At 54.8% G+C, this 12929-nt stretch carries 9 protein-coding genes and 1 pseudogene; 1 reads left to right on the plus strand and 9 read right to left on the minus strand.

From position 1 onward, the window contains the following. Positions 1-65: 65 nt before the first annotated feature. The 4 genes from mukB to cmoM are packed head-to-tail and all read right to left on the minus strand — an operon-like array spanning position 66 to position 7267. Positions 66-4499 carry a chromosome partition protein MukB gene (gene mukB, locus ACMZI0_RS05880; protein ID WP_415672260.1) on the minus strand — a complete coding sequence of 1478 codons (4434 nt, stop codon included), beginning with the start codon at positions 4497-4499 and terminating at the stop codon, positions 66-68. A gap of 2 nt (positions 4500-4501) precedes the next feature. Beyond that, a complete protein-coding gene (mukE, locus tag ACMZI0_RS05885; protein WP_415672261.1) occupies positions 4502-5224 on the minus strand; it encodes a chromosome partition protein MukE in 723 nt (240 codons plus the stop codon). Beyond that, positions 5205-6527 carry a chromosome partition protein MukF gene (gene mukF, locus ACMZI0_RS05890; RefSeq protein ID WP_415672262.1) on the minus strand — a complete coding sequence of 441 codons (1323 nt, stop codon included), beginning with the start codon at positions 6525-6527 and terminating at the stop codon, positions 5205-5207. Before mukF ends, mukE begins: the two co-directional genes overlap by 20 nt. Continuing rightward, positions 6524-7267, minus strand: coding sequence for a tRNA uridine 5-oxyacetic acid(34) methyltransferase CmoM (cmoM, locus tag ACMZI0_RS05895; RefSeq protein ID WP_415672263.1), 744 nt, complete (start codon positions 7265-7267; stop codon positions 6524-6526). Before cmoM ends, mukF begins: the two co-directional genes overlap by 4 nt. A gap of 19 nt (positions 7268-7286) precedes the next feature. On the opposite strand from cmoM, the gene elyC reads away from it, so the two are divergent. Then, the gene (gene elyC / locus ACMZI0_RS05900) at positions 7287-8075 is read left to right on the plus strand and encodes an envelope biogenesis factor ElyC (RefSeq protein ID WP_415672264.1); all 789 of its coding nucleotides are present in this window, start codon (positions 7287-7289) and stop codon (positions 8073-8075) included. 5 nt (positions 8076-8080) lie between these two features. Here elyC and ACMZI0_RS05905 read toward each other — a convergent pair. The 5 genes and pseudogenes from ACMZI0_RS05905 to msbA all read right to left on the minus strand — a co-directional run bounded on the left by ACMZI0_RS05905 (position 8081) and on the right by msbA (position 12900). After that, positions 8081-8962, minus strand: a pseudogene (locus ACMZI0_RS05905) (YcbJ family phosphotransferase). A 231-nt stretch (positions 8963-9193) separates the two neighbouring features. Next, a complete protein-coding gene (gene kdsB, locus ACMZI0_RS05910; RefSeq protein ID WP_415672265.1) occupies positions 9194-9940 on the minus strand; it encodes a 3-deoxy-manno-octulosonate cytidylyltransferase in 747 nt (248 codons plus the stop codon). Then, on the minus strand, positions 9937-10119 hold the full coding sequence (locus ACMZI0_RS05915; protein WP_291971880.1) for a Trm112 family protein: 183 nt from the start codon (positions 10117-10119) through the stop codon (positions 9937-9939). The genes kdsB and ACMZI0_RS05915 overlap by 4 nt, the downstream gene beginning before the upstream one ends. Before the next feature lie 43 nt (positions 10120-10162). After that, positions 10163-11155 carry a tetraacyldisaccharide 4'-kinase gene (lpxK, locus tag ACMZI0_RS05920; protein WP_415672266.1) on the minus strand — a complete coding sequence of 331 codons (993 nt, stop codon included), beginning with the start codon at positions 11153-11155 and terminating at the stop codon, positions 10163-10165. Next, the gene (gene msbA / locus ACMZI0_RS05925) at positions 11152-12900 is read right to left on the minus strand and encodes a lipid A ABC transporter ATP-binding protein/permease MsbA (protein ID WP_415672267.1); all 1749 of its coding nucleotides are present in this window, start codon (positions 12898-12900) and stop codon (positions 11152-11154) included. The genes lpxK and msbA overlap by 4 nt, the downstream gene beginning before the upstream one ends. Positions 12901-12929 lie beyond the last annotated feature (29 nt).

The following is a 12929-nucleotide window of genomic DNA, read 5'->3' on the forward strand; positions in this document are numbered from 1 at the left end:
AAATAAGAGACAAAAAAAAGAGGCCGTTTAACACGGCCTCTACACATCGGGTCACAAGATTGTCGCTATGATGCCTGCACCTGCGGGGTTTCATTTTCACTGCCAAAACCACGCAGCCCCACCACGTGTACATACTCGTGATTTTGGAACACTTTACGCACCAGCTTATAGGTAGTGCCCTTCTCCGGACTGATATTTTCCGGTGCGGCAATCACTAGCTGCATTTCCAACCGTTCGCACAGTTCGAACAACGTGGCGATGGATTTCGCATCCAGGCGTGCCGCTTCATCGAGGAACAGTAAACGACAAGGGATGATATCTTTGCCGCGCAGGCGCTTGGATTCATCTTCCCAACTCTGCACCACCATCACCAGAATCGACATCCCGGTCCCGATGGCTTCACCGGTGGAGAGCGCGCCGCTCTCGGCACGCAGCCAGCCATCGGCACCACGATTCACTTCTACTTCCATCTCCAGGTAGTTACGGTAATCCAGTAACTCCTCGCCAATGGTTTGCGGCGTGCGTTGGCCCATATCGACTTCAAGATTGAGGCGTTGGTAAAGCTTCGCCAGCGCTTCCGAGAAAGTCAGCCGGTTACTGCTGAACAGATCCTGGTGCATCTCTTGCTGCTCCGAGAGCACGTTGAGCAGCGTGGCGTGCGTTTCGCGCACATTGACATTCAAACGCACGCTTTTCACCTGCCCAAAGGCGACCGCCTGCAAACCCTGGTTCAGCATGCGTATGCGGTTCTGCTCACGCTGGATGGTTTTACGGATAATGTTCGCCACACTCTTGGAACTGATGGCCAGCGTTTTTTCACGCGCGGTCAGCTCTTCCGTCAAACGATTAAGCTCAATTTCCATCTGCTCAATGGCTTCGACCGGATCGTCAGTGCGAATAATGTCCTGACGGATACGCTCACGCAGATGCTGATATACAGCGATATAGAACTGCACCTTGCGCTCAGGCCGTTTCGGATCTTCCGATGCGCGTAACACATCACGCAGATGTTCATTATCCGCTACCGCCAGGCGCAATGCGCCCAACGCTTTATCCGACATGGAGCGCAATTCATCGGCATCCATATAAGCCAGTTCGCGACGGTGCAAGCGGCGCTCCACGCCGTTGTCTTTCACCAGTCGCATGACGGCACACCAGCCCGCTTTTGCCGTCACCACCTGTTCACGCATCTGGTGATAATCGCGTTCCACTTTGCGTAATTTCTTCTGTAAGCCATCCATTTCCGCTTCACAGAAGGTAATCTGCTTCTCTAGCTGATTACGACGCACCCGGTTGGCACTCAGGGCGGCATGCAATTCGTCACGTCGGGTACGCGCCCGCGCTTCGGCATCCGCATCGGCGCGCACGCCGATCTCCTGCAACTCCTGGATTAGCTCTTTAAGCATCTCGTTTTTCGCATCATGCGCACTGCGTAACGATGCCTGCACCTGACTGTATTGCGTTAACTGCGCCTGCTGCTGACGCAATTGTTCACGCGACCGGGTACGCTCTGTTTCTGCCTGATCCAAGCGCTGACGCAGTTTGTCATTCAGATCGGCATTTTCCCCCAGCATTTCCGCTGAGTCGCTATAGCCAAAATGGGTACGACGTTGCACCACTTCTGTTAACGCAAACGCCTGCTGTTTCGCCTGACGTTGCGCGCTTTGCGCCTGTGCATATTGCTCACGCAACTGTTCATGCTGCTGCGGGTCACTTTGCAACACCGACACCAGCGGCTCCAGCTTCAGCAACGATGCGCCGTGCTGCTGAATGAAGTGCGAGGCCTCTTCTGCGGCATCCAGCTCATCGCGAATCTCTTCGACCCGATCGAGCAGCGTATCATCACACAACAAGCTGATACGCGGGATCAAACGGTTCAACAACGAGATACACTCTTTGGCCTGATCGTACTGCTGGCGCTGCTGCTGATTTTCCGCATCAAAGTTGTTGATGGCGCGTTCCAGCTCACCGCGACGCGAACTTAAGGGACGCAGCGCCGCTTCAGGATCGCTATCGAACGCGATGGCCAGGTGAGAACCGATAAAGCGGCTGAATGCCTGATGCAAACGCTGGGTCTTCTGCACGTCAAACGACAGCGTGGCGTACTGCTCTGCCAAGGCTTCACGCTCATCGCGCAAGCTTTCCAGACGGCTTTCACGCGCCGCACGACCAAACAACGGCACCTCGGGGAAACGCGAATAGCGCCACTGGCGATCTGCAATTTTCACCACCACCGCTTTTTCCAGCTCTTCAACCGCAAAGACGCTGTCATCAAACGATTGGGGATCCCCTTCGATCAGATAGAGATCTTCCGGGCAGTCATCCAGCCCTTCAAGCTGCTCACGCACCAACGACAGGTCAGCCACAACGATGCCGTGACGAGACGGCCCGTACAACGCAGAGAAGTAAGGCGCATCATCGAGCGTGACGTCATCATAAATCTCGGAGAGCAACACGCCGCCAAAACGCTCTGCCAGTGCAGTCATGCGCGGATCTTCCACACCACCCGGCTGGCTTAATCGTTCGATTTGATCGTCGATGTGACGCTTACGTGCCGCCACGTCATCACGTTCTACCGTGATTTCACGCTCCAGCAGTTGCTGCAAATGCTCGGTCACTTCCTGACCATCAGCAAAGGTTGCGCTGCTTTGTTCACTCAGTTGCGTCAAGGCTTCCTGCGCCGCCAGCCACATCGGTGCGCGCGCGGTTAATGTCTGGATTTGTTGCTGAATCTGCTCCAGTTCCTGACGCAGCGCCAAACGGCGCTCCCCAGCTTCCGCGACCAGCGCAGAGAGGGTTTCAATCTTCGCGTCCAATTCCTGCTGCAAGCTGTCCAAAGCTTCTGGCTCACAGGGTTGACCATAGCGTTTGCCAAATTCCTGCAACAGACGTTCTGCTTCCTGCTGCTCGCGCAGGCGCTGCTCCAATTCGGCCAGACGGCCGCGCAGCGGCTGCACGCGCTCTGCCTGATAGCGCTGAGACGTGCTATCGCGCAGCACATCGCGCGCCGCCTGCCAGGCATCGCTGCGAGAGACGTTACCCACGACCTTGCAGACTAACTGATACGCTTGCTCAAATTGGTTATGCGCCGCGTCGGAGACGCTCAGGGTTTGTTCCAGTTGCAATAGCAGCTCGGTCGCTTCCTGCTCCCGGGCGTGGAAGGTTTCCAGCCACTCGTCGGCGTTATCTGCCGTTAAATCCGGCAACTGGCACAGCGCACAGGCGCGCTCCAATGCCTGCTGCGCCTGTTGATACTGGATCGCACGGGTCTGTTGCACATCCAGCGCCTGCTGGTAGTCGGCAAGCTGGCTTTTCAGCTCATCCACTTCCTGCTCGGCGGCCAGTGCTCGCGCATCATTCTCTTCGAGTTGCTCGCGCGCCTCTTCGACGACGATATCCTGCTCTTCCAAACGTGAGCGCAGCTCTTCCAGATCGCTGTCGTAGCGTTCAATCTTCTCTTGTTGGCGTAACGCGGTCTGCACCAGATTGAGCTGATCGCTGGCGGCCTGGTGATCGGTTTCCAGATCGCTTTCGGCCTCGATTTGTTCCGCCAGCTCACGCGCCATTTCCACATGGCGATACTGTTCATGCACCAGCTGCTTGCGGCTGCCAAACAGGTCATGACGCAACGCCAGCGCACCGTCCAGGTGAACGCGCCGCTCGTTGGCATGACGCATATAGTCGGCGGCAACATAAGAAGTGGCTTCAGAAATCAGATGTTTGAACAGATCGCGGTCCGACTGAGTGACACGGATGGCTTCCAGCGTCATGCGGTTTTCACGCAGTGCCGCTTCCATATCCTGAAACGCTTTACGCACGCCGCTGTTTTCGGGCAGCAGATAATCACGCAGTGAACGGGTTATGGCGCTGGAGATCCCACCGTAGAGCGAGGCTTCGATCAGGCGATAGAATTTGCTGCGGTCGGATGCCGAGCGCAAACGACGCGGCACCACGCCCAAATCAAACATCAGCGCGTGGTAATCGGTAATAGAGTTGAACTGCTTGAACAGCACGCCTTCCATCTCTTCAACGCGCTCTTTCAGTTCTTGCAACATCAACACCCGAACCTGACGTTCACCCAACGATTGGGTCAGCACCTGCGTCGGTTGCAACGTGGTCGGCAGACCTTGAATCGCAAAGGGTTTGATATCGACCTTTTTATCGCGCCCGGCCACCTGTTGCAGACGCACCCCGACCAGCACGCGCTGATGACGAGAGTTCACGACATCCAACGTGGCATAACAAACGCCAGCGCACAGCTTGCCGTGCAACCCTTTATCGCGTGAGCCGCTGGTTGCTCCAGCTTCGGTGGTGTTACGGAAATGCAGCAGCGTCAAATCGGGGATCAGCGCAGTGATAAAGGCCGCCATCGTCGTCGATTTTCCTGCACCGTTGCCGCCGGACAAAGTGGTAACAAGTTCGTCCAGATCGAACGTCCGAGCAAAAAAACCGTTCCAGTTGACCAGCGTCAGTGAGCAAAATTTACCGCGTTCAATCATTGTTATTCTTCCTCTCCACTCTCAACCTCATTGTCTTGCGCACTTTCGCCCTCTTCCACCTTATCGTTCAACGACAGGCCACTGTCTAACGGCAGCGCTTCGCCATCACGGATCATGCGTAATTGTGCTTCACGTGCATCGTCACCGCTGCGCACGTCGGCACCGAAACGGAACGCTGCTTCGGTAATGCGAAATTTGCTGCTGTCATTGCCCATGAAGTAGACCATTCCCAAGCGCCGCAAGCGGTTCAGCGAGGTTCTGACCTTCTCCTGCAATTTCTGTCTGTCGAGATCCGAACCGGTTGAACGCTGGTTCACCAGCTTAAGCAGTTTGCTTTCATCGGCCAGTGCCAGTAACTCTTCATAGAGCTCCTGCTGACTAAAAATGCCCTCTTGCGCCACTCGTTCCGGGCTGAGGTAGAGATAGCAGAGAATTTTTCCCACCATCATGTCCAGCTCAGACAACACAGAACGCGGGATCAGCGTGGTCGATCGCGGACGTAAATAGAAGAAACCTTCTGGCGCACGGATCAATTCCACGTTATAGCGCGCGTAGAACTCTTCCAACACGTCCTGAAAATCCATCAGGTAAGCATGGTTCTCCAGCTCTTCCACTCCGATATGCCGTCCCGCACGCAGTTGGCTGTCGAGCGCGGGAAACAGGGTATTGGCTAACGCCGTTGCCAGTTTAGCTGGCATGATTTTATCAATAGTTGTCGATGACATGGGCCTGTACCTTGGCTCCGTAATCATTGATTGACTGCCATAGCGCAGGCAATCCGGTGAAATCCGCTTCGGCCACACCCAGACGCACCGCCTGGTCGACCACGATTCGTGCCACATCAAAATGCTGCACCCGGGGATAGTGGGTCAGGTAATCGCGTACCACGTCCGCCAGGTTGAGCGGGATGCGCTCGGTTCTATATTTTTGCAGTGCTGCTTCCACCAGCGCGGCGATCTGTTCGCGCATTTCACTGAATTCTTCATATTCCAGTTCCAGCGGCAGCTCACCAGTCACTTCATCGCTGCGTAACGCCAGCTCTTCGTCACGCATATCCAACAGGCGCTCGGCATTGGCGAAGGTCAGCGCCCAGGGCTGGTCGAAGTAATTTTGCACCGACTGACGCAAGCGCTGGGCAAATACGCGATTCTTATCCATATCAATGGCGGTACGGATGAACTTGTGGACATGCCTGTCATAGCCAATCCACAGATCGATGGTCTGCTGACCCCAGCTAATGATGCGATCGAGCTTAGCCTGCAGATCGAACACCAGTTTATCGACAAACTCCAGTTCAGGATGCTGCATTGTCGCTTCCTGAATCTGTAACAAGCTGGTTTGCAGCTTATCGCCCGCCGCTTCCAGCGCGTCTTGCAATTCGCGCAAGATACCGGATGTTTCTGTCAGCAGATGTTCACAGCTGGAAATGGCGGTACGCCAGTCTTGCGTCAGCAGCGCAGCAATATCGTCTTTCACGCCCTGCTGCTGCTCATCCATCACGCGCTGCGAGAGATCGATACTGTCAAAAATTTCCGCCACCGAGTATTTGAGCAGCGCGAACACATTACGGTGCCAGTGGAACTCATCGCCGCCCTCTTCTGCGGCCTCCGCAGCACGCAACAGTTCTTGCGCTACAATGGAGAGCTGCATAGACAGGCGCAGCGTCGAAAATTCGCGCTGGCGGATGTAGTAGTCGGTGATGCCAATGCCGAGCGGCGTTAACCGGTAGATGGCATTGCCATCTGCCACTTCGCTGACAAAACGATTCACCAAGCGCTGGCGCACCAAGTCATTGATGGCGTTATTGGCGCGCATTGCCACCGTTTCATGGGTTTGTTCAAATCCCTTGCTGACGTGACGAAAAGCATCCACCAGACCCCCTTCGCTCATTTCGCCATCCATCCGCTCTCCGTTCAGCGTCGCGATCGCTAGCAGAAATGCCAGACGCTCGGTAGGGAGTGACAGGGAAAAATCATTTTTTCGCGCCCAGGCAACCAGTTCCGGCACTGTCTGGGAAAAATCACTCATAGTGCATCCTTTATAGGGCGTTTACGCGCCATGACATGAATATAGCGTCCCAGGCTAACAAAAGGTTCCTGGCGACAATAGCGCTGTTCCAACGCTAACAATTCCTCGAAATTATCGATTTGTTGCTGCTTGTTCTGCAAGTAGTCGTGAAACACCCGTACACCGGTCTTTCCTTCAATCGTCATCCCCAGCGTATCAAGCCACCCGTAAACCTGCTGAGGATCGAGGGGGTGATCCGGCGATAACGAACGCCGTTTGCGCTTTGGCATGCCAGCTTGCACATAGGCAAAATTACCCAACACGACATTACGCAGCAAAAGCGCATGATGATTATAAAACATCAGCGAAAAGGCACCGCTCGGCGCCAGACAATCCGATAGCGTCTGCAATACCGCCTGAGGCTCTGCAACCCATTCCAGCACCGCATGAAACAAGATCAAATCTGCCGGATGCGTCATATAGCCGGCGATATCCTGCGCCGCACAGTGCACAAAGCGCATGTTATCGGCCACGCCTTGTTCCTGAGCGATTGTGCGGGCGCGGTGAATCATCTCATCTGAAACATCGCACAACAAGACCTGATGTCCTAAAGCGGCCAGGCGGCAGGCCATATGCCCTTCCCCACCTCCTGCATCTAAAATCCGCAAAGGCCGTGCAGGCAACGTTTTCAGCAGCGCTTCCAGATCCTGCCACAGCACCGCCTGACCGCACGATATTTTGCCGGATGCCGTTTTTTTCACTCAAAGGGAAGCTGAATTCATGCTATTCACCCTCAAAAAAGTCGTTGGCGGTCTGCTGCAACCGCTCCCGTTGTTACTCGTGCTGATGGGGGTCGGTCTGGCGCTGCTGTGGTTCTCACGCTGGCAAAGAGGGAGAAAAATCGTTATTTCGTTTAGCTGGCTAGCCTTATTGCTGTTGAGTTTGCAACCGGTGGCAGACAAACTGCTGTTGCCATTGGAAACCCGCTATTCCACCTGGCACGCAAGTGCTGCACCGATTCCGTATATCGTGGTGCTGGGCGGCGGTTATACCTACAACCCCGAGTGGGCGCCGAGCGCCAATCTGATAGGCAACAGCCTGTCGCGGGTGACTGAAGGTGTATGTCTCTACCATGCCAATCCCGGTGCGAAACTGATTTTCACTGGCGCAGCGGCGCAGGAAAATCCGATGACCAGCGCGCAAACCGCTGCATTGGTCGCGGAGAGTCTGGGTATTCCTCAAGAGAATATCATCACGCTGGATACACCGCGCGACACGGAAGAAGAAGCAGCTGGCACCGCAGCGATCGTCGGACAGCAACCTTTTCTGTTAGTCACCTCGGCCAGCCACCTGCCGCGTGCCATGGTGTTTTTCCAGGCGCAGGGGCTACATCCAACGCCCGCTCCCGCCAATCAGTTGGCGATTACCAGCCCGCTGAATCCGTGGGAACGGGTATTCCCTTCCGCATTTTACCTGCCTCACAGCGAACGCGCCTGGTATGAGACGCTGGGTTTGCTGTGGCAAAGGTTGAAAGGCACCGAAACGCCGCCAGAAGCGGCATCACATTGAGGGGATTATTCCAGCCAGGGGGTTAATTCGCGCGTGGCGCGGTCGAACAGTGCGCGATCCAATTGCCCGGTGTGAAGATAGCGAGAAACCGCTTCCCAAATGACGTAGAGCCAACGGCGATAAACAAAATTTTCTGCCAGTGGCGCTTTTTGCAGGTAGCGATAGAGCAGCGCTTTCGACATGCCTGATTCACACAGGCGAAACATATCATATTCCCTGGGCGCCCACAGCATCATACCGGGGTTGATCATTGCCAGCAACTGATCGCTGCGTGGGTCTTTCAGCATACTGCGCAGCGATAAATTACCGTGCACCAACAGCAACCGTCATCAAAATCATCAAACAAGGCCTCAAGACACTGGCGGGAGCGGTATAGCAGGCTGCGATCGTCCTGAGTCAATAGCGGCGCGCCCACGTTCAATAACGTTGACCAAAGCACTTCCAGGCGTTGTCCATACCAACTGAGCCAGTCGTTGTCCTGAGTGCTATCAACAGCCGTGACTGTCGATGCGGTGCCAGAGCAGCACGCTTTCGACGATATGATCCATCAGCGACGCCCAGCGCTCGGGAGTACGCGTCGGCGCTTCCACTTAGACGCCACGTAACCGCTCAATCAGCAGCAATTCCTTGTAGGGCGCTTCCTGGGTGATCACTACACCGTACACCGTGGGCAGGCGCACATCCCCTTCGCGCGCCAGCATGGAAAGCTTGTACGCTTCCTGCTGCGCAATGCCCTGACATACATAGCTTTTCGCCAACAGTAGCATGGCGTTGCCATTATTGTCATACAGCGCGTACAAATGCGCGTAAGGCTACTCACTAATACGTTCGAGCCGACTTAACTTTTCACCCAATACCGTGCTTAATTCAGCCTTCAAATGTTCCATACTGTGATAAACCTCGCTCCTGCTTCAGGATCCCGCGTGTCATCATGCGGTGGACCGCGGTCAATTTCTTCAATATAGATCAAATAAAGTGCCATCGGCACGCTGTATTCCCGGATTGACGCAACGCGAAACCTGATATCAACCTGATGGGTTGTATTCAATAAAAATCCCCGTCAAACGGGGATTTTTCAAGACAATAATTTGTCGATAGCCGTGTGGCAACAACCCGCGCTACACCATTGCAGCACGCACACGCTGTAAATCTTCCGGCGTATCTACGCCGACGCTCGGCACGGCCTGCGCCACTGCGACATGAATCTTCTCGCCGTACCATAGCACGTGCAACTGTTCGAGCAGTTCGATCTGCTCCAGGCTGCTGGGCTGCCAGGTCACATAACGACGAATGAAACCCGCGCGGTAGGCGTAGATACCGATATGGCGTAAGAAATGATCGCCGATGGTCTCTCTGCTTTGGGCAAACCGCTCACGCTCCCAGGGAATGGTCGCACGAGAAAAATAGAGCGCATAACCTTGCGCATCCATCACCACTTTCACCGCGTTAGGGTTAAACGCTTCTTCTGCCGTGGTAATCGGTACCGCAAGCGTGGCCATCCCTGCCTGACACACGGCCAGATTATCCGCCACCTGACGAATAATCACTGGGGGAATCAAAGGCTCATCTCCCTGCACGTTAACGATGATTTCATCATCCGGAAACTGATAGCGTTCAATGACCTCCGCCAAACGTTCAGTGCCAGAATGATGATCGGAGCTGGTCAAACACACTTCGCCGCCAGCCTGCTCCACTGCACGTTGAACGTCAGGATGGTCCGTCGCGACGATAACGCGGCTGGCTCCGGACTCCAAGGCACGTTCCATCACATGAACCACCATCGGTTTACCGTTGATATCGGCCAACGGTTTTCCCGGTAAGCGCGTCGAGGCATAGCGCGCAGGTATGATCGCAGTAAAACTCATTGTGTTATCTCATCGGCGGGAATTTTACGCGCTTCGTTTTCCAGCAGCACCGGAATGCCATCACGCACCGGATAGGCCAGGGCATCCGCTTTACAAATCAGTTCCAGCTTCTCTTTGTTGTAGTAAAGCCGTCCGTTGCATACCGGACAGGCAACGATCTCGAGTAAACGGTGATCCATGCATCCTCCATTAAGGTGCTTACAAACAAAATGGGTAGCCACATTACGGGCGTGGTGAGGGCAGCAACGACATTATCTTATCCAGCAATATCGACGCGCCCGGCTCAGCAAGTTGCGCATCTACCGGCAAGTACCACCAGTTAGCCTGTGCAAAAGCGCTGAACTTCACCGCATCTTTTTCCGTCATCAGCAATGGCTGCTGATTATCCTCGGTCAGCGCCTGAATTGCTTCTGGCACATAAGTTTGGTGATCGGCAAACGTGACTTCACGCACAACACTAGCGCCTTGCGCTCGCAGCGTGGCAAAAAATCGGGGTGGATGGCCAATTCCGGCCATGGCGACGCTTTCCGTCAACGCAGCAACCGGGCAGGTTTCGCCCGTGAGTACGTTAACCGCGTTACCCGGCTGCAAATGCATGGCGATTTCGCCTGATTGAGGTTGGCCGCCGTTAACCACAATGGCATCCACGCTATGTAAGCGCGCGGCGCGTTCGCGCATCGGCCCGGCGGGCAACCACCAGCCGTTGCCGAATCGGCGTTCACCATCCACCACCACGATCTCGATATCTCGCGCCAACGCATAGTGCTGCAAGCCGTCATCCGTCACAATCACATCGAGCGATTGGCGGGCAAGCAGTGCTTCAATGGCATCCCGCCGCGAAGGAGATACCGCTAACGCAGCGCCGGTGCGCTGGTAAATCAGCACTGGTTCATCCCCCGCTTGCGCAGTGGACACCGAAGCATCCACCACCAGCGGATAACGTTCGGCCTTACCGCCGTAACCACGCGACACCACCCCAACGCGATAGCCCTGTCGTTGCAGTTGTTCCACAAACCAGATCACCAGCGGCGTTTTGCCGTTGCCCCCGGCCGTAAGGTTCCCCACCACCACCACCGGCAGCGGCGCACGCCAAGAGCGGCGCCAACCGGTACGGTAGCTGTAGCGAATAACGGCGGTAACTGCGCCATACAGCAATGAGAAAGGGATCAGCAGCCAGTAGAGCCGCGACGCGCCAGACCAGATACGTGCAATCATTCGCCAAACGGCATTTTATGCAACTGTGCGTAAGCGCCATTTTTCGCCAGCAGCTCTGCATGCGGCCCACGCTCAATAATCTGCCCCTCTTCAACCACCAGAATTTCATCCACATTCTCAATGGTAGAAAGACGGTGTGCGATCACCAGCGCAGTACGGTCTTTTTGCAACTCATCCAATGCTGCCTGAATCACTCTTTCGGATTCGGTGTCCAGCGCGGAAGTCGCTTCATCAAGTACCAGAATAGGACAATCACGCAGCAACGCACGGGCAATGGCGATACGCTGACGTTGCCCACCCGAGAGCAATACACCATTTTCACCGATGATCGTATCCAGGCCGTTATCCATTTTGCTGATAAAGTCCATCGCGTGCGCCATTTTAGCCGCATGCTCGATGTCTTCCCGCGAATAACGATCGCCGCACGCATAAGAGATATTGTTGGCGATGGTATCGTTAAACAGATGCACGTGTTGCGATACCAGCGCGACCTGACGACGCAGAGAAGCCAGCGTATATTCGCGCAGATCATGTCCATCCAGCAGAATCTCACCGGATTGTATGTCGTAAAAACGCGTTATCAGGTTGGCAATGGTCGATTTGCCGGAACCCGAGCGGCCGACTAGTGCGATGGTTTTGCCGGGAGGAATGTGCAAACTGATGTTCTTCAGCGCCAGCGTCTCTTTGGTCGGGTAGGAAAACGTGACGTTGCGGAATTCCAAATCACCTTCAGCTCTTTCCAGCACACGTGTGCCTTCATCTTTTTCCTGTTCCATATCCAGAATGGCAAACAGCGTTTGGCAGGCCGCCATCCCACGTTGAAACTGCGCATTGACGTTGGTCAGCGATTTGAGCGGACGCATCAAGGCAATCATCGAAGAGAACACCACGGTGATGGTCCCGGCCGTCAGCGTGTCCATAACGCTCGGGAAACTGGCGGCATAAAGAACAAACGCCAATGCCAGGGAGGCAATCAGTTGGATGATCGGATCAGAGATGGCTGAGGCCGAGACCATTTTCATGCCTTGAGTACGAATGCGGTTACTGACTTTATCAAAACGCGCGACTTCCACTTCCTGACCACCGAAAATCAGCACTTCTTTGTGGCCCTTCAGCATCTGCTCGGCGCTGGCCGTAACCTGCCCCATGGTGTTCTGAATATTTTTGCTGATGTTACGAAAACGTTTAGACACCAAGCGAATCGCAATTGCCACGATAGGCGCGATAACAATCAGGATAATCGACAGTTGCCAGCTGTGGTAAAACATCAGCACAAACAAACCAATAATCGATGCTCCTTCACGCACCAGCGTAATCAGCGCCCCGGAGGAGGAAGAGGCCACCTGTTCAGAATCATAGGTGATGCGCGAGAGCAGCGTTCCCGTTGACTGCTGATCGAAAAAGCCTACGGGCATGCCCATAATATGGCTGAACAGTCGGCGGCGCATCGTCATCACCACCTTGCCCGAAACCCAGGAAACGCAGTAAGCAGACACATAGCCCGTCACACCGCGAACCAGCATCAGTCCCATCACCGCAAATGGCATCCACAGCAGGATGCTGCGATCTGTTTTTCCAAACCCTTCATCCAGCAATGGCTTTAGCAGCGAGAGCATCAGAGTGTCGCCCGCCGCATTGATAATAAGCGCAATCGCCGCAGCAGCCAGACCCGCTTTATAGGGAGAAATCATCGGCCACAGGCGACGGAAGGTCTGCCAGGTGGAGAGGTCTTTATCATTCAGCATGCAATAAACCTGAATTATTTATAAATAGC

This window comes from Symbiopectobacterium sp. (genome assembly GCF_047692315.1).
GTDB lineage: Bacteria > Pseudomonadota > Gammaproteobacteria > Enterobacterales > Enterobacteriaceae > Symbiopectobacterium.

Excerpts from the sequence above, each read along its gene's own strand:
- mukB (WP_415672260.1), bottom strand. The coding sequence starts at position 4,499 with ATGATTGAACGCGGTAAATTTTGCTCACTGACGCTGGTCAACTGGAAC.
- mukE (WP_415672261.1), bottom strand. The coding sequence starts at position 5,224 with ATGTCATCGACAACTATTGATAAAATCATGCCAGCTAAACTGGCAACG.
- mukF (WP_415672262.1), bottom strand. The coding sequence starts at position 6,527 with ATGAGTGATTTTTCCCAGACAGTGCCGGAACTGGTTGCCTGGGCGCGA.
- elyC (WP_415672264.1), top strand. The coding sequence starts at position 7,287 with ATGCTATTCACCCTCAAAAAAGTCGTTGGCGGTCTGCTGCAACCGCTC.
- kdsB (WP_415672265.1), bottom strand. The coding sequence starts at position 9,940 with ATGAGTTTTACTGCGATCATACCTGCGCGCTATGCCTCGACGCGCTTA.
- ACMZI0_RS05915 (WP_291971880.1), bottom strand. The coding sequence starts at position 10,119 with ATGGATCACCGTTTACTCGAGATCGTTGCCTGTCCGGTATGCAACGGA.
- lpxK (WP_415672266.1), bottom strand. The coding sequence starts at position 11,155 with ATGATTGCACGTATCTGGTCTGGCGCGTCGCGGCTCTACTGGCTGCTG.
- msbA (WP_415672267.1), bottom strand. The coding sequence starts at position 12,900 with ATGCTGAATGATAAAGACCTCTCCACCTGGCAGACCTTCCGTCGCCTG.